The sequence below is a fragment of the Labrys sp. HAY1-8F genome, from assembly GCF_056754975.1.
Map to the genome: position 1 here is coordinate 252,658 of NZ_JBPGWZ010000001.1, position 21,497 is coordinate 274,154.

At 63.3% G+C, this 21,497-nt stretch carries 17 protein-coding genes; 3 read left to right on the forward strand and 14 right to left on the reverse strand.

Features of this window, described 5'->3' with window-relative positions:
* Window positions 1-53: 53 nt before the first annotated feature.
* From ACR9ZN_RS01200 to ACR9ZN_RS01230, 7 genes are all read right to left on the reverse strand, one after another.
* Window positions 54-1,148 (reverse strand): ABC transporter ATP-binding protein, encoded by a 1,095-nt coding sequence (locus ACR9ZN_RS01200; protein ID WP_434961168.1) that lies wholly within the window; start codon window positions 1,146-1,148, stop codon window positions 54-56.
* A gap of 67 nt (window positions 1,149-1,215) precedes the next feature.
* A complete protein-coding gene (locus ACR9ZN_RS01205) occupies window positions 1,216-2,451 on the reverse strand; it encodes an ABC transporter substrate-binding protein (protein ID WP_481271094.1) in 1,236 nt (411 codons plus the stop codon).
* A 35-nt stretch (window positions 2,452-2,486) separates the two neighbouring features.
* Complete coding sequence (locus tag ACR9ZN_RS01210) at window positions 2,487-3,248, reverse strand: SDR family NAD(P)-dependent oxidoreductase (protein ID WP_481271095.1); 762 nt, start codon at window positions 3,246-3,248, stop codon at window positions 2,487-2,489.
* Window positions 3,249-3,273: 25 nt separating this feature from the next.
* The gene (locus tag ACR9ZN_RS01215) at window positions 3,274-4,017 is read right to left on the reverse strand and encodes an SDR family NAD(P)-dependent oxidoreductase (RefSeq protein ID WP_454818511.1); all 744 of its coding nucleotides are present in this window, start codon (window positions 4,015-4,017) and stop codon (window positions 3,274-3,276) included.
* Window positions 4,014-4,859, reverse strand: coding sequence for an ABC transporter permease (locus tag ACR9ZN_RS01220; RefSeq protein WP_454818509.1), 846 nt, complete (start codon window positions 4,857-4,859; stop codon window positions 4,014-4,016). The genes ACR9ZN_RS01215 and ACR9ZN_RS01220 overlap by 4 nt, the downstream gene beginning before the upstream one ends.
* 3 nt (window positions 4,860-4,862) lie before the next feature.
* Window positions 4,863-5,762, reverse strand: coding sequence for an ABC transporter permease (locus ACR9ZN_RS01225; RefSeq protein ID WP_481271097.1), 900 nt, complete (start codon window positions 5,760-5,762; stop codon window positions 4,863-4,865).
* A 51-nt stretch (window positions 5,763-5,813) separates the two neighbouring features.
* Entirely contained in the window at window positions 5,814-6,890 is a 1,077-nt protein-coding gene (locus ACR9ZN_RS01230) for an ABC transporter ATP-binding protein (protein ID WP_454818505.1), read from the reverse strand.
* Between the two features lie 609 nt (window positions 6,891-7,499).
* Between ACR9ZN_RS01230 and ACR9ZN_RS01235 the strand changes: the two genes are divergently transcribed.
* Entirely contained in the window at window positions 7,500-8,510 is a 1,011-nt protein-coding gene (locus ACR9ZN_RS01235; protein ID WP_454818503.1) for a GntR family transcriptional regulator, read from the forward strand.
* Between the two features lie 401 nt (window positions 8,511-8,911).
* On the opposite strand, the gene ACR9ZN_RS01240 is transcribed toward ACR9ZN_RS01235, so the two are convergent.
* The 7 genes from ACR9ZN_RS01240 to ACR9ZN_RS01270 all read right to left on the reverse strand — a co-directional run bounded on the left by ACR9ZN_RS01240 (window position 8,912) and on the right by ACR9ZN_RS01270 (window position 17,616).
* The gene (locus ACR9ZN_RS01240) at window positions 8,912-10,576 is read right to left on the reverse strand and encodes a glycerol-3-phosphate dehydrogenase/oxidase (RefSeq protein ID WP_481271098.1); all 1,665 of its coding nucleotides are present in this window, start codon (window positions 10,574-10,576) and stop codon (window positions 8,912-8,914) included.
* Between the two features lie 123 nt (window positions 10,577-10,699).
* Window positions 10,700-12,223, reverse strand: coding sequence for an FGGY-family carbohydrate kinase (locus tag ACR9ZN_RS01245; RefSeq protein ID WP_481271099.1), 1,524 nt, complete (start codon window positions 12,221-12,223; stop codon window positions 10,700-10,702).
* Window positions 12,224-12,295: 72 nt separating this feature from the next.
* Window positions 12,296-13,162 (reverse strand): DeoR/GlpR family DNA-binding transcription regulator, encoded by an 867-nt coding sequence (locus ACR9ZN_RS01250; RefSeq protein ID WP_434961158.1) that lies wholly within the window; start codon window positions 13,160-13,162, stop codon window positions 12,296-12,298.
* A gap of 142 nt (window positions 13,163-13,304) precedes the next feature.
* On the reverse strand, window positions 13,305-14,252 hold the full coding sequence (locus ACR9ZN_RS01255; RefSeq protein WP_454818497.1) for a D-ribose ABC transporter substrate-binding protein: 948 nt from the start codon (window positions 14,250-14,252) through the stop codon (window positions 13,305-13,307).
* A gap of 107 nt (window positions 14,253-14,359) precedes the next feature.
* On the reverse strand, window positions 14,360-15,403 hold the full coding sequence (locus tag ACR9ZN_RS01260) for an ABC transporter permease (RefSeq protein WP_481271101.1): 1,044 nt from the start codon (window positions 15,401-15,403) through the stop codon (window positions 14,360-14,362).
* Window positions 15,404-15,418: 15 nt separating this feature from the next.
* The gene (locus tag ACR9ZN_RS01265; RefSeq protein WP_481271102.1) at window positions 15,419-16,963 is read right to left on the reverse strand and encodes a sugar ABC transporter ATP-binding protein; all 1,545 of its coding nucleotides are present in this window, start codon (window positions 16,961-16,963) and stop codon (window positions 15,419-15,421) included.
* Window positions 16,960-17,616 carry a DUF2291 domain-containing protein gene (locus ACR9ZN_RS01270; protein WP_454818493.1) on the reverse strand — a complete coding sequence of 219 codons (657 nt, stop codon included), beginning with the start codon at window positions 17,614-17,616 and terminating at the stop codon, window positions 16,960-16,962. The genes ACR9ZN_RS01265 and ACR9ZN_RS01270 overlap by 4 nt, the downstream gene beginning before the upstream one ends.
* A gap of 724 nt (window positions 17,617-18,340) precedes the next feature.
* Between ACR9ZN_RS01270 and ACR9ZN_RS01275 the strand changes: the two genes are divergently transcribed.
* Both ACR9ZN_RS01275 and ACR9ZN_RS01280 read left to right on the forward strand, forming a co-directional pair.
* A complete protein-coding gene (locus ACR9ZN_RS01275) occupies window positions 18,341-19,942 on the forward strand; it encodes an FGGY family carbohydrate kinase (protein ID WP_481271103.1) in 1,602 nt (533 codons plus the stop codon).
* Window positions 19,943-19,947: 5 nt separating this feature from the next.
* A complete protein-coding gene (locus ACR9ZN_RS01280) occupies window positions 19,948-21,495 on the forward strand; it encodes a glycerol-3-phosphate dehydrogenase (protein WP_481271930.1) in 1,548 nt (515 codons plus the stop codon).
* Window positions 21,496-21,497: the final 2 nt, after the last annotated feature.

Here is a 21,497-nt window from a genome sequence, read left to right on the forward strand (position 1 = left end):
GTGAGGTCTCCTCATTTCATGTTGAAATCGATGTCTCTTGAAAAGGTGGTCTGTCAGGCGGCTGGAATGACGGTGGCCTCGGCGGCATTCCAGGCCAGCACGACTTCACCGCCGGGAGCGAAGAGGCCCGGCGGGTATTTTTCGACATGCGCTTCCAGGGAGATCGCCCGGCCTCCCGGAAGCTCGACGGACAGATGCGAGATGTGCCCGACGACATCGAGGCGACGGACGGTCGCGGCGATGGTATTGCCCATCTCGGTGACGCGCCCATCCGAGGCCGAACGAACTTCTATGGCTTCGGCCGGGACGACGATCTTGGCGGCACTGCCATTGGCCAGCCTGCCGTTCGCCGTGCCGCGCAGGATTCCAAGCGGGGTATCGACCACCACGCGCCCGTCCTCGACACCGCCAATGGAGCCGTCGAGAATGGTGTTGCGGCCGATGAACTGCGCCACGAAGGGTGTGTTCGGCCTTGTATAGAGTTGGTGCGGCGGGCTGATCTGTTCGACGCGTCCCTGGTTCATCACCACGATGCGATCGGAAAGAGCCAAGGCCTCGGATTGGGCATGCGTGACGAAAACGAAGGTGACACCCAGCCTTTTCTGCAGGAGCTTCAATTCGTTCTGGATCGCTTTGCGCAGATTGGCGTCGAGCGCACCCAGCGGTTCGTCCAGCAAGAGGATATCGGGTTCGACGACGAGGCCGCGCGCCAAAGCGATACGCTGGCGTTGGCCGCCGGAGAGCTTGTCGGGACGCTTGTCGGCGACATCCTCGAGGCCGAGCGTGTCCAGGATGCGATCGACCTTCGCGTCGCGCTCGGCTTTCGCCAGTCCCTTGACCTCGAGGCCATAGCCGATATTGCGGCGTACGGTCATATGGGGGAAGAGCGCGTAGTTCTGGAAGATCATCGATGTCGGGCGCCGTTCTGGCGGCACGTCGTTGATGCGCGTTCCCCTGATCAGCATGTTGCCGGACGAGATGGATTCGAAGCCGGCGATCATGCGCAAGGTTGTCGTCTTGCCGCAGCCGGAAGGTCCCAGAAAGGCGATGAACTCTCCCTTGGCGACGGCCAGGTCGAAACCGGCGACGGCGGGCGTGCCGTTGTCATAGACCTTGCCGACCTTGATGAGTTCGAGATCGTGGATCATCGCTTCGTGCTCCGCGGGAATGGCAGGGGAGGCGGGCGGAAAAGCGCACTTTCCGCCCGGATCGTGATCAGGCGTTCAGGAACTCGTCCCATTTCTGAATGAGATGGTCATAGGCATCCGGCCATTGGTGCCAATAGGCGACGTTGGCGGCCCGCTCCGTCAGGCTGCCGCCGTCGCGCAGGTCACCTTCCTTGATGCCGCGCTCGGCTGCGCCGACCCAGGGCTTGCCTTCGTACCAGAATGCGTATTTTTCCGGTGCCATCTCGCTCTTGATGTTGGTCGTCGGCGAGTAATAGCCCTGTTCGGAAACGGTGATGCCGGGCTTTCCCGAAAGCCAGTAATCGGCATAGGCGGCAACGGCTTCCTTGTTGGTGGAACCGGCGATGAGCGAGGGGCCGATCGCCCAGGCGCGATAGCCTTCCTTCGGGCGGGCATATTTGCAGGCCTTGCCCTGGGCCTTGACCGCCATCACGGCCGGCTGCCAGGCGTCGCACACCACCATCTCGCCGGAAGCGAGGAGATTGACGAGCTCGCCGAAATCACCCCAGAGCGCACGGAACTGCCCATCCTTCTTCTTCGAAACCAGGAATTTCGCAGCCTCGTCGATCTCGGCTTCCGAGGGATTGCCGGGGTTCTTGACGGCCGACAGGCCCAGCGAGTTCATGGCCATCACGGCCTGCCCGAAGGCGATCAGGGGGTCGGTGTTGAGGCCGGACTTGCCCTTCCATTTGGGATCGAAGATCGCCGCCCAGGTGTTGGCCTCCTCATCCGACAGCACGTCCGGATTATAGCCGATGGAGTCGTAATTATAGACGGCCGGCACCATCCAGAGCTGGCTATGGGCATCGTCCTGCCAGATCTGGCCGGTGATCTGGGCCTTGGGATCCCACTTGTCGCTCGGCTTGGTGAAAGTATCGCGGATATTGGCCCAGTTCTTCAGCGACGAGGCGGCTATCGGCGCGACATTGTTGGTCATCACCACCGATGGCAGGCGTTCGGCGATCACTTCCCAGCAATCATAGTCCTTCGAACCCGACAGGATCTTGGTCTGGGCATCGGGGAAGGTCGCGGCCGTGCCCGAGGTCGTGCCCACGCCGGAGGCGGCCTTGAACTCGGCCAGGATGCGTTCCTGCACCGTCACGGACAGGCCGATCGTGCGCAGGCTCTGGCTCGCCAGGCCAGTACCTTGCGCCCAGGCGGCCCGGGAGGAGAGGAACGGCGTGCCGCCGCCCAGTGCCAGGGCCATCATTCCCGCGGATCGCTTCAACAAAGAGCGGCGCGTCATCTCGCTTCGGTCAGACATCGTTCCTTCTCCGGTTCTGGTTATTTGCTTTTGTTTCAGTAGCGACCCACCAGCAGGCCGCCATCGACCACCAGCGTCTGGCCCGTGAGGTAGCGAGCGCTGGAAGAGGATAGGAAAACGATCACGTCGGCGATCTCTTCTGGCTCGCCGATACGGCCCATGGGAATGAAGGCACCGGCGGCCTCCGCGCCCTCGGGACCGAGGGAATGCTCCTTGGAGAGGAGCTGGGCGGTGCGGATGTACCCGGGTGCCACGCCATTGACCCGCACTCCGTCGCGGGCGACCTCGACGGCGAGGCCCCGCACCAAGCCGACGACACCGGCCTTGGCCGAGGAGTAATGCACATGCTCGTCCCAGCCATAGGCGACGCCCATGATCGAGGAGAGCGCGACGATGGCGCCGGATCTGCGGGCGCGCATGCCGGGCAGCGCTGCCCGCGCCACGCGGAAGATGCCCTTGAGGTCGATATCGAAGGTCAGGTCCCATTTGTCGTCATCGAGCCTGGCGAGCGGCACGCGGTGGGCGATACCGGCATTGGCGACGACGACATCGATGCCGCCGTGACGAGCCTCCACATCGGCGACGAGGGCGTCGGCCTTGTCGGTGGAACGAACGTCGAGCGGCGCGAATTCGGCCGAGCCGCCGGCGGCCTTGATCTCCTCGACGACAGCCTTGCCTTCCGCTTCCAGAATGTCGGTGACCACCACATGGTCGCCGAGCGCGGCGAAGGCCTTTGCGCTGGCGCAGCCGATGCCGATGCCTCCGCCGGTGATCAGGACGATGCGTGCCTTCGTCATGGTGCTATCTTCTCCCTCTGCTCGTTCACAACATCACGTCGCCGGAATTGGGCCCGAGCGTCTGGCCGACGAAGAGGCTGGCGGCCGGGGAGGCGAGGAAGGCGACGGTGGCTGCCACCTCTTCAGGTTCGCCGAAGCGGCCGAGCGGCAACTCCCTGGCCTTGCGCTCCTTCCAGTCATCCGAGAGCGCTCTCACCAGCGGCGTGTTGATCGGCCCCGGTGCGACGGCATTGACCCGCACGCCGCGGCTCGACACTTCGCGGGCAAGCGATTTGGTCATGCCGATCACGGCGGCCTTGGCACCGGAATAATGGGCGAGTTCGATCCCGCCGATCTGGCCGAGCTGGGATGCGACATTGATGATGATGCCCGATCCCGTCTCCAGCATCGCCGGCAACACGGCCCGTATCATCAGGAAGGTGCCGCGCACATGCACGGCAAACATGCGATCGAAATCACCGGGTTCGAGCTGTTCGAACAGGCATTGATGGACGTGGCCGGCATTGTTGACGAGCAGGTCCACCGGGCCGAGATGCGTTTTGGCCGCCGTGGCGATGGTCGCGACATCAGCCTCGCTGGAAACATCGCCGGCTGCGGCGACCGCCCTCCCGCCAACCGCCTGGATGGCCTCGGCGATGGCCTGCGCGCGATCCAGCACCAGATCGTTGACGAGCACGCCATAGCCGTCCGCCGCGAGACGTTCGGCGATGGCCCTGCCGATACCCGAACCCGCGCCCGTGACGATGGCGGTTTTCCGATTGGGTATCATGCGTCCTCCTGGATGGCGACGCGTCGGCCGCGCCGGACCGACAGGCCCATCAGGATCGCGTAGACCGCGAGCAGGGCGAACGAGAACAGGGTGGTCAGCACGCCGAAGGCGAAGACATTGGGATGGATCTCGACCGAGAACGTGCCGTAGATCGCCAGCGGCAAAGTGAGGTCGCGCCCCGAGGCGAAGAGCGTGCGTGAGAACTCGTCATAGGAAAGGGTGAAGGCGAACAGCATCGCCGACAGGACGCCTGGGAAGATCAACGGGAACGTCACCTTCCGGAATGTGCGGATCGGCGAGACGCCAAGGGACCAGGAGGCTTCCTCGACGCTCTGGTCGAAGCGGTTGAAGATCGCCAGCATGACGAGGAAGGCGAACGGATAGGTGTAGACGACGTGGAGGACGAAGGCCGTGCCCCACCAGTGCCGGTCGATGCCGAGGACGTTCGCCACCAGCGCCATACCGAGGCCGACCAGCACGCCGGGCACCATCATGCCAAGGACGATCAGATAGAAGGCGATGCCCGAGCCTCGGAATTTTTTGCGGAAGGCCTGCGCGGACGTCACGCCCAGGACGGTCGAGACCACCATCGTCATGATGGCAAGGACGACCGAACGTCCCAGGCTCTCTTCGATCGGCAGCGGGGCGATGCGGGAGGGCGGTGTCAGGCCGAAGAGATGCTGGTACCAGTAGGTCGACCATTCGATGATCGGGAATTGCGGCCCGCCTTCCGGTCCGGTCTGGAAGGACAGGATCGCCAGCACGACGAAGGGGCCATAGAGAAACAAGAGGAACAGAGCCGTATAGATGGCCAGGACCGGTTTGACGCCGCGTGCCTGCATGGCTCAGAGCTCCTTCCTGAGATCGACGACGCGCAGCAGGGCGGCGACTACGGCTCCCATGACGATCGTCAGGATCACGCCGACCACGGCGGCAAAGGCCCATTTGAGTGAACCGACCTGGGTGACGATGATGTTGCCGAGGAGGTTGACCTTGCGTCCCGACAGGGCCGTGGAGGTGGCGAATTCGCCCAGCACCATCACCGAGACGAAGATCGAGCCGACGATCACGCCGGGCATGGACAGAGGCAGGATGATGGTGCGGAAGATGCGCCAGAAGCCGGCGCCGAGATCGCGCGCCGCCTCGATCACGTTCGGGTCGATCCGGCCGAGCATGAAGGCGATCGGGCCGACCATGAAGACGCAGTAGATCTGCGTCATGCCGATCACCACCGACAGGTCGGAGAAGAGCAGGGCCTCGATCGGCTGCGTGATGATGCCGGCCTTGAGCAGGATCAGGTTGATGGCGCCCTCCTTGCCCAGCATCGGGCGCCAGGCAAGGACGCGGATCAGGAATGAAGTCCAGAACGGGATGACGCACAGCACCAGGAGCGTCGTCTGCAGCGCCTTGTTGCGCACGAAAAGGCCGACGAAGAGGGCCGTGGGGTAGCCCACCACCAGGGTTGCGACCAGTACCGTCAGCCAGATGCGGATCGTGGTCCAGAGGGCCTGGAGATAGGTATCGCTCGTGAAGAAGGTGGCCCAGCTCTTGGTAGTGAGGATGGGCTCGATCTTGAAGGTGGTCTGCGTCCAGAACGAGACATAGACCATCATCAGGATGGGGACGAGCAGGAAGAGCACCATCCAGGCGACGCCTGGAGCCAGCAGCCACATTGTCTTGTTGCGGGACCTGCGCGGCGATGCAGCCTGCGGAGCCGCCGCTTCGCTGCCGGGAGGCGTCGTCATCCAGTCGATCTCCGTTCCGGGTCGAGGGTCAGCAAGGGACATGGGCGTTGCTCACGCAAAGAGGAGCGCAAGGTCGCGCTTCCAGACGAGGCCGTAGCGTTCCTGCGGCGCGTAGTCGGCGGGGGGGCGATGGCTGAGATGGGTCTCCACCTCCACCACCTGGCCGCTATCGAGCGCGAAGAAGGAGTTCACGGCCGCGCCGCTATACTCGCTGGCGATGAAGGCAGCCTCGACGCCCACTTCGTCGCTCGTCATGGCCGACGATGTCGGGCGCACCTGAATGCGGTCATAGCGGACGGCATAGGCGGTTTTCCCGCCTGCGAGGCGCGTGCTTCCCTCAATCGGGAAGCTGCCCGCAGGCCCGACAAAGTCCTCGCCCGAGATCGCCCCTTCGAACAGATTGTAGCAATTGAGGAAACGCGCGACCGAAGGCGCGGCCGGGCGGTTATAGATCGTGTCGGCATCCGCCGACTGGGCGATACGGCCGCGGTCGAGCACCAATACGATGTCGCCCATCGCCAGCGCTTCGGATTCACTGCCGGTGACATGCAGGAAGGTGACGCCGAGGCGCTCGCGGATGCTCCTGAGCTCCGCCCGCATCCGGGCCCGCAGATTGGCATCGAGGGCGCCCAGCGGCTCGTCGAGCAGCACCAGGCGCGGTTCGGTCACGAGCGTGCGCGCCAATGCCACGCGTTGGCGCTGACCGCCTGAGATCTGGGCAACGCCGCGATCCTCCAGGCCGGCCAGGCCGACCAGTTCGATCATCTCCCCGACCTTGCGGCGAATGGCGGCGCGATCGGTCAGTACGGCGACTTCGCGGTTTTCAAGGCCGTAGGCGATGTTCCCGGCAACGGAAAGATGAGGGAACAGGGCGAAGTTCTGGAAGACGAAGCCGATGCCACGCCGATGGGCCTGGACATTGTCGACGGGGCGGCCACCGAGGGCAACGCTGCCCTGGTCAGGGTCTTCGAAACCGGCGATCACGCGCAGGAGCGTCGTTTTGCCCGAACCGCTAGGCCCCAGAAGCGATACATAGGTATTGTCGGGGATGGCGAGGTCGATACCGTCCAGCGCTTGCAGGTCGCCATACGACTTCCTGACGCCGGAGAGACGAAGTACATCTGCCAAACGAGCCTCCCAGAACATATTAGGCCACACCAATACCTTGCAATTCCTGAGAACAGCATGAATCGTCGGCAGCATAATTTAAGGTGATAAATATTAATTGGTCGCAATACGTTTGCGCCCAACATAATATCAATCAGATTTCTTAATTCAGTTCGCCTCTGCATTGCTTCTGCGGCAATGAGTGCTTGGATCTTAGTGCAATCGATTTTTGTATGCAACAATCTTTTTTGTGCAGCGAGTGCTTAAAATACGAGCGGATCCGAAATTTGGATCCTTGACGAGAGGTGGTCGAAGTTTGCGCAATTCTTATAGGAAATTGGCTATTTAAGCGAGATTTTTTGCGTCTTTCGACAGCGCATGTTTCGTTTGGCAAAGATGGTGGATGGCAAGGGCGGCGCGGAAGCTGGAGGAGGGTGGAAGTGCCAAGGGGTGGAATTTGCAATAAATTTCGCGGGAAATCGATGAAAATGGACTCTCCCTAAGAAAAATTGAACTATGGTATTCAAAGATCATTTATTCGAATATAGGACAGGTTGTGTCAAACGCGTTAGACACGGGCAGTTCGAGCGGCGGTCTGCGATGACGCCCGCAAGGAGGTCCGTTTACGGCATGCCATTGTCCAAGCCTCGCCAGACCGCCCAGCGGCGCTACGAAATTGTCGAAGACGTCTTGCGTACCAATATCGCCGACGGGCTGCTGCCACGGGGGCTGGTCCTGCTCGAGGGGCCGATCGCCGAGATCTTTCAGACGTCGCGTGCCCCGGTTCAGAGGGCGCTGCTGCGCCTGGAGGCAGAGCAGCTCATCCATCGCTTCGATGGGCGCGGCTATCTCGTCGGGGCGCCGGGACGGCGCATCGCGCCGGTGCGCGCCGATATCAAGACCCTGGGTCTGGTGGTACCCGAGGCCATCGACGAGGCGTTGCAAAGCCGGTCGACCTGGGAACGCATCTACGATTCCATCGAGGCGGATGTCGCGGCCTGTGTCGTATTCGGGCAATATCGCATCATCGAGATCGAGCTGGCGGATCACTTCCATGTCAGCCGCACCGTGGTGCGCGACGTGCTCGGGCGCCTGCAGGAAAGGGGACTGGTGCATAAGAACCAGAGCTCCCATTGGATCGCCGGCCCGCTCACGGCAAAATCGATCAAGGACCGCTTTGCGTTGCGGCGCATCCTCGAACCTCCTGCCCTGGTGTCGGCGGCGCCGCGCATCGATCGCGCGAGATTGACGGCGCTTCTCGACAGTTTGTCCGAGGCCGAAAGAACCGAATCGGATGCCGACCTGGTCGAGTGGGAGGATCTGGAGACGAAGCTGGTCGAGACCTGCGTGATGGCCACCCCGAACGAAAGGCTGCGCGACCTGATACGGGACAATCTGTTGCCGGTCGTGGCCTCGGAGCGCCTGTTGCGCCAATTAGGCCTGCCGCGTGATCGTATCGCCATTGCCGAATATCGCCTGATCGTCGAATTGCTGACGCGCGGCGCCATCGACGCCGCGGCTGCGATGTTCGATGCTCACCTCGAAGAAGCGAAGAACCGCAATATTGCGCAGATGAAGATTGTCGCGGTGATCCCGGCACCGCAGTCGATAGCATCTTATTTGACCAGGATCGCGGAGTAGGCCTGCGGGCGCAGGCGGAGGATCCCTAGGCGCTAACTTTGCGGCCAGAGGCGCGGGTAGCGTGGAGGGTCGATCTCCACAGCTCCATCAATTGATGGAGCGAGATCGACCACCTTTGTCCTCTATCTGGCTCGACATTTCCAAGATGGTCGATCTGGAGATCGACCCTCCAAATCTGGTGCCACCACACAAAGTTAGCGCTCATGGGCGGAGGATCTGCCGCTATCTGACGGGTTCTTTCCTGCGAAAGCCTCCTACAAGTTGTCTCCGTCCTTCGGAGGCGTGAACCACATAGTCATAAACGGGTTGGCCATCCGCGCAGCCGCGGCCCCGAGAACGAGGAAGCGCTCGACTATGACGATGCGATTGCCACTCTCCCCGGGAGCCGATCGACGCCCCGTTCAAGGATGCGATTTTTCCCATTGGATGCGATGGCGCGCTGCAAGAAGATCTCGCGTTTTGGCGAATTGTACATTCCGTCGCTCTGCGCTCCATCCGAGGGCTTCAGCTGCAATGTCCGCAATCGCTGCCAGATCACGTTCGCTCAGACGGCCCGTGATGGCGAGCGTGCTACGCCGCATCACGATGTCCTCGAGTTCAATGACTTTTTCGTAGCGCGCAATCCAGTCGATTTCGCTTAGAGAATAGCTGTTGGTGTCCGTCAGGCGCTGTGCCTGCGGGCCCTCATGGGCGAGGATTGCTCGTGCCGTCGTGCCATAACGCCCGAGCAACTCGGTGGTGCGCATGGCGGATGCACCCGTCGCCTTTGCTGTGTGCTCGATCCAATTGGCACGTGCGGCTGGTTCCGTCGGATAGTCGCGTCCGCCGCCGATCGGAAGGGCCCGCGTATTCAGGCGGCGATTATGGCCAAGACGCCCCAAGACGAGATCGCAGACCTCTTCGGCAAAGCCGCGAAAGGTCGTCCATTTGCCGCCCACCAACGAGATGACCGGGTAGGGACGATCATCGGCGGGTTCGAGCACGGGGGCCGAATGGTCGCGGCTGATCAGCCCGGCGGCCGTACTGCCCGAGGCGGGCAGGGGGCGGATGCCAGAATAGGCGTAGACGATCTGGTCACGCGAAAAGGCAAGGCCAGGCAACAGATCGCGCAGACTCTTGAGGAAATAGTCGATCTCTTCGTCGTCGCAGCAAACCGTGTCGGGATCGTCAGCGCGAATGTCGGTCGAGCCGACCAGTGCTCGGCCGAGATAGTCGTAGACCAGGCAGATACGTCCGTCATTGGCCTCGAAATAGATCATCCGTCCCTTGAGCGCCGCGATCAACTCGGGATGGTCGAGCAGGATATGGGAGCCCTTGGTGCCGCCGATCAGCCGGGTGGGTGAACCGAGAGCCTGGTTGACGTGATCGATCCAAGGGCCGGCCGCATTGACGACGATCCGTGGGCGAACGGTTCGCTCCCCGCCATCCGGTGTGCGCAGGCCTATGAGGTCGTTCTCGGCCGAGATCATGTTCGTATAGTTCAGGGCCTCTGAGGCTGGATTGGCTGCCGTGCCATCCTGCAGCAACTCCAGCACCAGCCGCTCCGGGCAGGTGACCTTGGCGTCGTAATAGGTGCCGGCGGCGACGATCTTCGGCGTCATCGGCGCGATTTCGCTCAGCGTGCGCCGGCGGGACCACAAGGCATGCCGGGGCATGACGCGGTGGCGGGAGCCATAGAAATCGTAGAGCGCCAAGCCGATCTTGATCAGCACCGCGCCGCGGTTGCGGGGAGCCGTGGTCGAGCCGAACAATGTACGCAGCGCCGCCGGAATACCCTGCAGCCACGAGAAGATCGGGATCACGGTCGGCAGGGGCTCGACCAGATGCGGCGCATTGCGCAGCAGGAGATTGCGTTCCAGCGTCGACTGGGCGACGAGGCGCAATTCCCCGGTCTCCAGATATTTGATGCCGCCATGGATCAGCCGCGACGGGGCGGCGCTGGTGCCCGAGCCGAAATCAGCCTTGTCGGCGATCAGGCAGGTCAGGCCCTGCTCACAGAGATCGCGAAACAGGCCGGCTCCATTGATACCGGCGCCGAGGATGAGAACGTCAATGTCTTTGGTCATGTCAAATACCGATGGTGCCGCGCCAGAGCATTTTCTAGAAAAGTTGATAGACTTTTCGATTAAGAAACCGCGTCAAAACAAAGAGTTAGAGCAAAGTGCGTTTCAACGGAATCGCACTTTGCTCTACGCTGCTTGCGAGGCGAGGGCCTCGATGCGCGGCCAGAGAGGTGCAAGCTGCGTGGCGATGTCGCAATGCAGGGCATAACGCTCCTGCAACTGCCGGCTGCGCGTGGGATCTGGCTGGTAATGCCGGGCGAGAGCTGCGAGATCGCGGGGATCGTCCGTCGGCGATGCGTAGAGGCCGGCTCCGGCGCCGGCGCACAAGGCAGCGCCCCAGGCGGCGGCCTCCTCGGTCTCGTTCACGGTGACGGGCAGGCCGAGAGCGTCCGCGAAGATCTGGGCGTAAAGCGGCTTCCTCGATATGCCGCCCGTCAGGCTGATGGTGCCGGGGGAAAAGCCTTCCCGCAGGGCGTCGACATGCACTCGGTGGTTGAAGGCGATGCCTTCGATGACGGCGCGCAGCATGTCACCGCGATCATGCCAGCCACGGAGCCCGAGAAAGCCGGCGCTGGCGGTCGCGCCATGGGGAGAACCGTAGAGATAGGGGTGAAAGAGCACGGTGGAGGGCCGCGCGAGTGCCGCCTCGATTTCGGTGCCGATGGCGGCGTGGATGGAGCCGCCTGTCTCCTCCGCGCTGCGTCGCTCGACGGCGCAGAGCGTATCCAGGAACCAGTCGTAGTTGGCGGCGGATGCCGGCGATATGCTCATATGGTTCCATTCGCCCGGCTTGATGCCGTTGCGGCAGAACCAGCGTATATCGGTCTTCGGCGTGCTGGCGATCGTCTCGTTGATGGAATAGGTCCCCGCCACGATCGCCACGGTGCCTTCGCGGTGGCCGCCAATGCCGAGAGCCGAGGCGACGACGTCATGCACGCCGGCCACCACCGGGGTTCCGGCCGTCAGGCCGGTCGCGGAGGCCGCGGCCTGCGAAACCGTGCCGATGATCTCATCGGGCCGGGTAACGGCGGGAAGGGCACCGGCAAGGCCCTCGAGGCCGAAGATCGGCAGGATGTCAGGTTCATAGACCTGGCTTTCCATCGCCGTGAACGATGTGCTGGCCTCGGTGAGATCCGTGCCAAGCGTTCCGGTCAGGCAAAAGCGCAGCCAGTCCTTGCAGGCCAGGACATGGGCGATCCTGGCAAAGCGCTCGGGTTCGTGGCGCTTGATCCAGGCCAGCAGTGCCGAGGGGGCCGAGGCATGCGCGACCTGGCCGGTGCGGGCAAGGGCGGTGGAGGAGGTGCCATCCCCGTCCCACTCGGCGACGATGGCGGCCGCGCGGCTGTCGAGCGAGAGAATGCCATGGCCGAGCGGACGATGCTCCGCGTCGAGAAGGTAGAGGCCGTCTCCATGGGCGGTCGCGGCCACCGCCGCGACATCGCTGGCAGGACGCCCGGCCTTTTCGAGTGCCTCGGCGATGGCCTCGGCCGTTGCCTGCCACAGGTCCACCGTGTCGCGTTCGACATGGTGGGGATGGGGAATGATCTGGGGAATGCGCCGGCGGGCCACGGCGAGCAGCACGCCTTTTTCATCGAAGACGGCCGCCTTGGTCACCGTCAGCCCGTTGTCGATTCCGATGAGGGTGGGCATTGGCAGGCACTCCGTCTCGAAAGGATATTGCAGAAATCGCGATGTCCGACGGAGACGAAACGCCTCGTCGCGTCACGCGGGGTGGGGTGAGCGCTGCTTGATCGGCGCGATCACGATGTTGATGCCGCGCGAGCGCAGCAATTCGACCTGGAGCGGGGCCATGCCGTCGTCGACGATGATGGCATCGAACTCGCTCAGAGTGCCCATGGCGTGCAGGGCGCGACGCTGGAACTTGGTGTGGTCGGCAAGCAGGATCCGCTTGGCCGCACTGTCGAACATGGCCCGCTTGGTCTCGACCATCTCCGCGGATTGGTGGAACACCATGTCATCGGTGATGGCCGACATCGACAGGAAGACGCAGTCGGCGCGCAGCCGGCGGATCTCGGCCGTCGTGGCCGGGCCCATGAAGGCGTTGCACCAATTGTAGTAGCGTCCCCCGAGGCCGAGCAGCGTCACGTCGCTCATCTCCTTCAACTCGTTCATCAGCGGGATCGAGTTGGTGATCGCCGTCAGCGGTACGCGGGCTGCGATATGCGGGGCCATCTGCAGCACGGTGGTGGAATCGTCGAAGAAGACGGCCTGGCCGGCTTCCAGGAATTGGGCCGCCACCTGGGCGATGGCGCGCTTTTCCACGGCCTCGCGCATGGAACGATAGACATCGCTCGACTCAACCAAGCTGGTGGGTGTCGCCGAGACGATGCCCCTCGACTTGCGCAGCAGGCCGCGATTGATCAGCTCGTCGAGGTCGCGGTGCACGGTCATCAGGCTGATGGCGAAGCGCTCGGCCAGTTCCTCGATGCGCATGGTGCCCTCAGCCATCACCGCCTGCATGATGAGCTGGCGGCGGGCAAGCTGGCGAGCATGGCGGCTGTCGCTCGGCACCTGATCGGCGATGATCTGTTCCAGCGTGTCTTCCTGCGTGGCTCTCGTCGATGTCATGTCGGTCTGTTTCCGGGTTGAGCGCTGGCAGGATATCCCGAAGTGCTGGAATATGCCTGCCTGCAGCAATCACCGCTGTGGAAGGACGCGCCACCGACCCATAAGAAAGCCGGGATAGCCAACGGCCATCCCGGCTTCGTCATTATTTGGCGAGCGTAAAGGCCGAAACATACTTGTCGACATTGTCCTTGGTGATCAGGATGCAGTCGAAGAGCTGCTTTTCGGTCGCTGCGCCGGTCTTGCCTGTTTTGATGAAGGTGTCGGCCTGGACCACCGCTTCCTTGGAGAAGACCGCAACCGGCTGCAGCACGGTATATTGCAGCTCGCCGGCCTTGATGGCGGCAACCGCATCGGGCGAGCCGTCGAAGCCGCCGACCTTGACCTTGCTGAGCTTGCCGGCCTCCTTCAGCGCCGCGATGGCGCCGAGCGCCATCTCGTCATTGCCGGAGATCACGCCGGTGATGTCAGGATGGGCCTGCAGCATGGACTGCATCTTCTGGTAGCCCTGGGCGCGATCCCAGTTGGCCACTTCCTTGGCGGCCTTGGTCAGGTCGGGATATTGCGTCAGCACGGTTTCGTAGCCGTTGGAGCGGGTGGCGGCGTTGTTGTCGGCGGGGTTGCCGAACAGCTCGACATATTTGCCCGACTTGGCGACCGAATTCACCCATTGCTCGGCACCGATGGCGGCGCCCTGCGCGTTGTTGGAGACGAGCTGCGCCTTGGCGAGGCCTTCCTTGTTGATCTCGGCATTGACGAGGAACACCGGAATGCCTGCATCGACGGCCTTCTTCACCGCTCCGACCGATCCATCGGCATTGGCCGGGTCGAGGATGATGGCGGCGGATTTGTTGGTGATGGCGGTATCGACCAGCGTGCTCTCGGTGTTGGTGTCGCCCTTATGGGCTGAAACCGAGGCGGTGTAGCCGAGCTGTTCGGCGGTCTTCTTGGCAACCTCGCCTTCCGTGTACCAATATGGATTGGCCGGATCGGTGACGATGATCGAGATCAGGCCGGCCGCCGAGGCCGAGCCGATCAGCAATGGGGTCACGGCGGCGGCCGCGACCAGCAAACGCATGCCTTTTTTGAACATGGCGCATCTCCCTTGATTGGTGAAGTTGTCTGCCGTCGCAAGACGGCAACGATCCCACTGCAGATCTGTTATTTGTTGCCGAAATGGGAAGGTTTCTGTGCGGGCCCTCAGCCTTGCCGGCCGCGGGCCTTGTACTGGATCGAGTTGAGCAGGACGGCGAGCACGATCACCGTGCCGGTGAAGACGGTCTGCCAGTAGGAGGACACGCCGATGATCACCAGCCCGTCCGACAGGAAGCCGATGACGAAGGCGCCGAGCATCGTGCCCTGCACCGTGCCGCGGCCGCCGGTGAGCGCCGCGCCGCCGATCACCACGGCCGCGATGGCCGTCAGTTCATAGGTGGTCCCCGCCGTCGGGCCGGCCGAGGTCAGCTGCGAGGACAGAACCAGCCCTGCGATCGCCGACAGGATGCCGGAGACGGTATAGACGGTGATCTGCACGCGCTTGACCGGCACGCCCGACAATTCGGCGGCGCGGGCATTGCCGCCCGAGGCATAGAGCCAGCGGCCGAAGGCGGAACGACCGAGCACCAGAGCCGTGACGATGGCGAGCGCCGCCAGGATCAGCACCGAGATCGGCACGCCGAACAAGCGATTGAAGCCCAGCCACTCGAAGCCGGTGTTGCCGAGATCGGCATGGCCGGAGAGATTGTTGTAGGTGAGGCCGTTGGTCATCAGCAGCGCCACGCCGCGGGCGACATACATCACGCCCAGCGTCGCCACGAAGGCAGGCACGCGGAACCAGGCGATGAGCACGCCGTTCAAGGCTCCGACCAGCCCGCCGGCCACCAGGGTCAGGATCACGATGGCCCAGACCGGCGGGTAGAGGATGACGCCGGCCACCTGCAGGGTCACGCCTCCCATCAGGAAGCCGGCGACGCAGCCGGACAGGGCCAGTACCGAGCCCACCGAAAGATCGATGCCGCCGTTGAGGATCACCAGGAGCATGCCGAGCGCCAGGACGCCGTAGATGGCGACATGAGAAGCCATCGTCAGGAAATTGCCGAGCGTGAAATAATTCGGCGACAAGAACGAAAAGACTGCGACGATGAGGATCAGCGCGAAGAAGGCGCGTCCTTCGAGGAGCAGCCGGCCGAGGCCGGGGCCCGATCTCTGCCCCTTGGCGCTCGTACTTGCAGCGGTGTGCGACATGGGCAGGCCTCCAGCCTAATGGACCACGGCTTCGCCCGAGGCGGCCATGATCTCGTCCTTGCTTGCGGTTGCGCCGAATTCGGCGACGATGCGGCCCTTGCGCATGACGATGATGCGATGCGCGACGGAGAGGCATTCGCCGACTTCGGACGTGGAGTAGACGACGGCGAGGCCCCGGCGTGCGCCCTCGGCCAGCAACCGGAACACTTCGGCCTTGGCGCCGATGTCGATGCCGCGGCTCGGCTCGTCGAGCAGGATCACCTTGGGGTTGGTGGCCAGCATCTTGCCGATCACCACCTTCTGCTGGTTGCCGCCGGACAGCGAGCCGATGGGCGCTCCGCCTCCGGCCGTCTTGACCGTGACCTTGCGGATGGTGTCTTCGATCAGCTGCTGCTCGATCTTCAGAGAAGTGAACAAGCCGCGTGTGAAGTCGGCGATCGACGCCAGGGACAGGTTCTGGCCCACGCTCATGGTCTGCACCAGGCCATCGCGCTGCCGGTCCTCGGGAACCAGGGCCAGGCCGGCCTTGATGCGCCGAGCGATGGTCAGGCCCGAGACCTCGTCATCCTCCAGCAGGATCTGGCCTGATGAGGCTTTGAGGCGTCCGGCCAGAGTCTCCAGCAATTCGGTCCTGCCGGCGCCCATCAGGCCGTAGATGCAGACGATCTCGCCGGCCTTGACGTCCAGCGACAGCTTGTCGACCACGTTGTAGCCGCCACCCGCGGGATCCGGCACCGTGAGGTCGCGCACCGAAAGCGCGGTGGCGCCGAAGGCGTAGCCCTCCGGCGGCGAGCCGAGATCATAGTTCTCGCCCACCATGTTGCGGACGATCCATTTGAGGTCGATCTCGGCGCGCGGGGCGTAGGCCGTCATGGTGCCGTCGCGCAGGACGACGGCGTGATTGGTGATTTCGAGCGCCTCTTCGAGATGGTGGGAGATGTAGACGATCGAGACGCCCCGGCTGGTGAGATCGCTGATGACCTTGAACAGCACCGCCACTTCCGTCGCCGACAGGGCCGAGGTCGGCTCATCCATGATCAGGATGCGGCTGCGAACCGAGAGGGCGCGCGCGATCTCGACGATCTGCTGCTGCCCGAGCCGCAATTCGCCGACCGGGGTGAGGGGATCGATGTCTTCTTCGAGCTCGGCCATCAAGGCGCGCGTCTCTGCTTCCTCCCGAGCGAAGTCGACGCCGGTGAGGCCCATGATCTCGCGTCCCATGAAGATGTTGTCGCGTACCGACAAATTGGGCGCGAGGGAGAGCTCCTGGTGGATGATCGAGATGCCCTGGTCGCGGGCGTCCGATGCCGAGGAGAACACCACGGGCCGGCCGTCGAGGAGGATCTCGCCCGATGTCGGCGTCACGATGCCCGACAGGATTTTCATCAGGGTCGATTTGCCGGCGCCGTTCTCACCGAACAGGGTTGTGACCTGGCCGCGATGAATGTCGAAGTTCACGCCTTTCAGGGCATGGACATTGCCGTAGGACTTGGCCACGTGGCGCGCGGCCAGCACGACCCCGGGCATCTGAGCGCCGGAAGGAGAGGGCTCGCCGCTCATTTCACCGTCACCGCCACGGGCGTGATCAGCCAGTTTTCCGGGTTCACCAGCCGGAAGGCACCAACGATCTCCAGGGTCTTGCCGGTGAGATTGGCGGTGTCGATGCCGGTGAGTACCTGCTTCTTCATCTCGCGATTGATGGCCGAACCGGCGTTCTGATACTCGATCTGGTTCTTGAACTGGCCGAAAGCGATGTCGCCAGGCGCATCGCGAAGATCGGTCCCGTTGATGGCGGGGCCGGTCTGCACGCGCACCCCGATGGATGCCGGCAGTCCGTCCACCGTGAGCTTGTAGATGCCCGCCTTCTGCTCGCCGGCGATGCCGGTGAGGCGGATGGGAATGATCGAGCCGGTGGAGGCTGCCGTGCCATATTTCGTGGCGGCTGCCGCCTTATTGGCCAGGACCTCCGGCGCGAGGGTCTTGGCCTCGACGGCGCGCTGTTCGATGGCCGCCTTGATCTGCGGAAAATGCTCGATGCCATAGCTGTCGGGCGAAAAGGCCGCCTGGCGCACATCGTCCTTGGAGCCGATCTGCACGATCCGGGTATCGAACGCGATTCCTGCAATGACGAGAAGAACAAGGGCTGGCACCACCAGCCGGACACGCCCGCCGGCGCCCGACGCCCTCACGGATGCACCATGACTATTGCTCATGACCAGGCCCCACATTCTTGCGGTGTTCGACCAGCGCGGCGTGAGGGAATGTCTGGCCGAGGCTCGCTCCGGCTTGCGCCGCAAACGCGGGCCCGGTGCGCGGAATGCGCAGCATGGCTCCTCCCATTCTGCCGCTGATGCGGCCCGCTCTCACGGGCCGGACGGCTCTCTCGCTGATCATTGAGATATGTTATATCTGTGTTTTATAAAACGTCAACAGAGTTATATTCTTAACTCGTTGATTTGGCAGGAAAGTTTTCCGGAAGGGATATTATCCCGCGGCAATCTCTCCGGCGAAGCAGGGCAGCCTGCGGGGCGTTGGGGTGGCCCGCTGCTGCATTTTTCATAGAGTGAGTCGTTATGCTCAGAAAACGAAGGTATGACAATTTATCTATATAAATCAGTTATGTAACTAAGAATTGGCAATTGAAAAACGAAAGAGATGACGGTTTTTCAGCACATTCCAAGCGGAGGCGTCGGTAGGCGCCCGAGGCTTTTGCGATGGGCCTTCTCTTTCTGGCTATGGGTCCGGTTATCTGAAATAATATGTTATGTTGGCAATAAATTACGTGACGTATGATATCTTTGTGATATATGAAAATCACAGTGATCGGAGATCGATGCGGACGGTGAAAATCGCCGGCGCGTGTGGGAGGCCTGGCTCTGTCAGGGAGATGGATCATGCGCGGAAGTGTCGACCCGTCGGTTCGCGAAGGATGTTGCGATGTCCGCTGATCTGCTGATCGGGGTGGATGCCGGGACCTCGGTGATCAAGGCCGTCGCTTTCGATTTCGGCGGCCGCCAGGTCGGCGCCGCCTCCGTACCCAATCGTTACCTGCGCGGGGATGATGGCTCGGCGACCCAGTCGCTGGAGGCGACCTGGGCCGATTGTGTCGCGGCGCTGCGCGGATTGGCCGACAAAATCGAGAATCTGGCCGCCCGCACCGCGGCGCTCGCCGTCACGGCCCAGGGCGATGGCACCTGGCTGGTCGGTGCGGACAACGCGCCGGTGGCCGATGCCTGGCTGTGGCTGGATGCGCGGGCGGCGCCCACGGTGCGCGGCCTGGCAGCCTCCCCGCTGAACAGGGCTCGTTTCGAGGCCACCGGCACGGGCCTCAATACCTGCCAGCAGGGCTCGCAAATGGCCCATATGGACAGCCACAATCCGGATCTGCTCGACAGGGCCGAGGTGGCGCTGCATTGCAAGGACTGGCTCTATCTGAACCTGACAGACGTGCGCGCCACGGATCCGTCGGAAGTCAGCTTCACCTTCGGCAATTTCCGCACCCGCCGCTATGACGATGCGGTCGTGGAGGCCCTCGGCCTGACGCATCGGCGCAGCTTGTTGCCCGAAATTCTCGACGGCAGCCAGGTCACCCACGCCCTTACGAAGCGCGCGGCGGAGCAGACGGGATTGCTGGCGGGCACGCCGGTGAGCCTGGGCTATGTCGACATGGTCATGGCCGCTCTGGGGGCGGGTGTCTATGGCGGTTCGGGCGATGCGGCCTGTTCGACCATCGGCTCGACCGGCGTCCATATGCGGGCCAAGAAGGCGGCGGACGTTCATCTCAATGCGGAGGGTACCGGCTATGTCATTGCCCTGCCCGTGCCCGGTGTCGTCACCCAGGTCCAGACCAACATGGCGGCCACGCTCAACATCGACTGGGTGTTGACGATAGCGGCCGACATTCTGGCGCAGATGGGTCAGAAGGTGGCGCATCAGGACCTGGTGAGGCGTATCGACGGTTGGCTGGCCGACAGCCGCCCGGGATCGCTGATCTACCATCCCTATATTTCCGATGCCGGGGAGCGCGGTCCCTTCGTCGATGCCGATGCGCGGGCCGGCTTCATCGGCTTGTCCGCCGGCCATCGCTATGCCGACCTGGTGCGGGCCGTCGTCGAGGGGCTGGGCATGGCCATGCGCGATTGTTATGCCGCGATGGGCGACCTGCCGGCCGAACTGCGCCTGGCCGGCGGGGCGGTGCGCTCGCGCGCTTTGCGCGGCGTGTTGTCCGCGGCGATCAACGCCCCGCTACGCGTTTCCTCACGAGAGGAAGCCGGGGCTGCCGGCGCGGCGATGATGGCGGCGGTTGCCGTCGGCGCCTTCAAGGACATGGATGCCTGCGTCGCCCAGTGGGTGACGCCTCTCTTGGGGGCGCCAGAACCGCCCGATCCGACCCTTGCGAGCCTTTACGATCAATTGTTCCCCGCCTTCAGGGCCACGCGCCTCGAATTGACCCCGGCCTGGAATGCACTTGCGGCCGCCCGGCACGATGCCGGTGGGGCAAGCGCAGCACCGGGCGCGGGAAGGAGCCTTGCAGTATGAGTGAGATGATCGACCTCCCGGTGATTGACCTTCTGGTGATCGGCGGCGGCATCAATGGTGCCGGCATCGCCCGCGATGCGGCAGGCCGCGGCCTGTCCGTCACGCTGGTGGAAAAGGACGATCTGGCCCAGGGCACGTCCTCGCGCTCGGGCAAGCTGGTGCATGGCGGTCTGCGCTATCTGGAATATTACGAGTTTCGTCTGGTTCGCGAGGCGCTGATCGAGCGTGAAGTCCTCTTGAAATCGGCCTGCCACATCATCTGGCCGATGCGGTTCGTGCTGCCGCACAGCCCGCAGGACAGGCCTGCCTGGCTGGTGCGCCTCGGCCTGTTCCTCTACGATCATCTCGGTGGCCGCAAGAAGCTTCCCGGCACGCGCGTGCTGGATCTGCGGCGCGATCCGGTCGGTGCGCCGATCCTCGATCAATATGCCAAGGGCTTCGAATATTCGGACTGCTGGGTCGATGATGCGCGGCTCGTCGCGCTCAACGCGCTCGGAGCCGCGGAAAAGGGCGCCACGATCCTCACCCGTACGGCGGCCGTCTCGGCGCGGCGGGAGGAGGGGGCCTGGACCGTCATGACTCGTGACGAGACCACAGGCGAAACCCGCACGCATCGAGCGCGCTGCATCGCCAACGCGGCAGGGCCCTGGGTCTCCGATGTCATCGCACAGGTGGCAGGCTCCAACTCCACGCGCAATGTGCGCCTGGTCAAGGGCAGCCACATCATCGTGCCGAAATTCTGGGAGGGGCAGCAGGCCTATCTGGTGCAGAACCACGACAAGCGCGTGATCTTCATCAATCCCTATGAAGGGGACATGGCGCTGATCGGTACCACGGATATAGCCTATCAGGGCGCCGCCGAGGACGTCGCTGCCGACGAGACGGAAATCGACTACCTGATCACAGCGGTGAACCGCTACTTCAAGCAGAAGCTGCGCCGACAGGACGTGCTGCACGCCTTTTCGGGCGTCCGGCCGCTCTTCGATGACGGCAAGGGCAATCCATCCGCCGTCACGCGCGATTACGTCTTCGATCTCGATGAGACGGGCGGGGTGCCGCTGCTCAACGTCTTCGGCGGCAAGATCACCACCTTCCGTGAGCTTTCCGAGCGCGCGATGCACAGGCTCGGCAAGTTCTTCCCCAAAATGGGCGGTGACTGGACGCGCGAGGCCAAGCTACCGGGCGGCGAGATCGAGAATGCCGATTATGTGAGCTTCGTCGAGAGCCTGCGCATCGCTTATTCCTGGATGCCCAACCGGCTGCTCCAGCATTATGGCCATGCCTATGGGGCACGCACCCGGCAGGTCGTTGGCTCGGCAAGCAGCATTGCCGATCTCGGCCGTCATTTCGGCGGCTGCCTCTTCGAGGCCGAGGCGCGCTATCTCGCCGGTCATGAATGGGCCCGCAGCGCCGAGGACGTCCTGGTGCGCCGGACCAAGCACTATCTCCACCTGAGTGATGCCGAAAAGGCGGCTTTCATCGCCTGGTTCGAGCAGGAGATGCCGACCGCAGGCGAGGCTACGCCGACCCGTTTTTCCAACGTTTCCGCCTGAGG

Coding starts and splice junctions, on each gene's coding strand:
- ACR9ZN_RS01220 (WP_454818509.1), bottom strand. CDS start 4,859: ATGCAGGCACGCGGCGTCAAACCGGTCCTGGCCATCTATACGGCTCTG.
- ACR9ZN_RS01280 (WP_481271930.1), top strand. CDS start 19,948: ATGATCGACCTCCCGGTGATTGACCTTCTGGTGATCGGCGGCGGCATC.
- ACR9ZN_RS01245 (WP_481271099.1), bottom strand. CDS start 12,223: ATGCCCACCCTCATCGGAATCGACAACGGGCTGACGGTGACCAAGGCG.
- ACR9ZN_RS01240 (WP_481271098.1), bottom strand. CDS start 10,576: ATGACCAAAGACATTGACGTTCTCATCCTCGGCGCCGGTATCAATGGA.
- ACR9ZN_RS01225 (WP_481271097.1), bottom strand. CDS start 5,762: ATGACGACGCCTCCCGGCAGCGAAGCGGCGGCTCCGCAGGCTGCATCG.
- ACR9ZN_RS01265 (WP_481271102.1), bottom strand. CDS start 16,963: ATGAGCGGCGAGCCCTCTCCTTCCGGCGCTCAGATGCCCGGGGTCGTG.
- ACR9ZN_RS01260 (WP_481271101.1), bottom strand. CDS start 15,403: ATGTCGCACACCGCTGCAAGTACGAGCGCCAAGGGGCAGAGATCGGGC.
- ACR9ZN_RS01255 (WP_454818497.1), bottom strand. CDS start 14,252: ATGTTCAAAAAAGGCATGCGTTTGCTGGTCGCGGCCGCCGCCGTGACC.
- ACR9ZN_RS01215 (WP_454818511.1), bottom strand. CDS start 4,017: ATGATACCCAATCGGAAAACCGCCATCGTCACGGGCGCGGGTTCGGGT.
- ACR9ZN_RS01200 (WP_434961168.1), bottom strand. CDS start 1,148: ATGATCCACGATCTCGAACTCATCAAGGTCGGCAAGGTCTATGACAAC.
- ACR9ZN_RS01275 (WP_481271103.1), top strand. CDS start 18,341: ATGTCCGCTGATCTGCTGATCGGGGTGGATGCCGGGACCTCGGTGATC.
- ACR9ZN_RS01250 (WP_434961158.1), bottom strand. CDS start 13,162: ATGACATCGACGAGAGCCACGCAGGAAGACACGCTGGAACAGATCATC.
- ACR9ZN_RS01210 (WP_481271095.1), bottom strand. CDS start 3,248: ATGACGAAGGCACGCATCGTCCTGATCACCGGCGGAGGCATCGGCATC.
- ACR9ZN_RS01205 (WP_481271094.1), bottom strand. CDS start 2,451: ATGTCTGACCGAAGCGAGATGACGCGCCGCTCTTTGTTGAAGCGATCC.
- ACR9ZN_RS01270 (WP_454818493.1), bottom strand. CDS start 17,616: ATGAGCAATAGTCATGGTGCATCCGTGAGGGCGTCGGGCGCCGGCGGG.
- ACR9ZN_RS01235 (WP_454818503.1), top strand. CDS start 7,500: ATGCCATTGTCCAAGCCTCGCCAGACCGCCCAGCGGCGCTACGAAATT.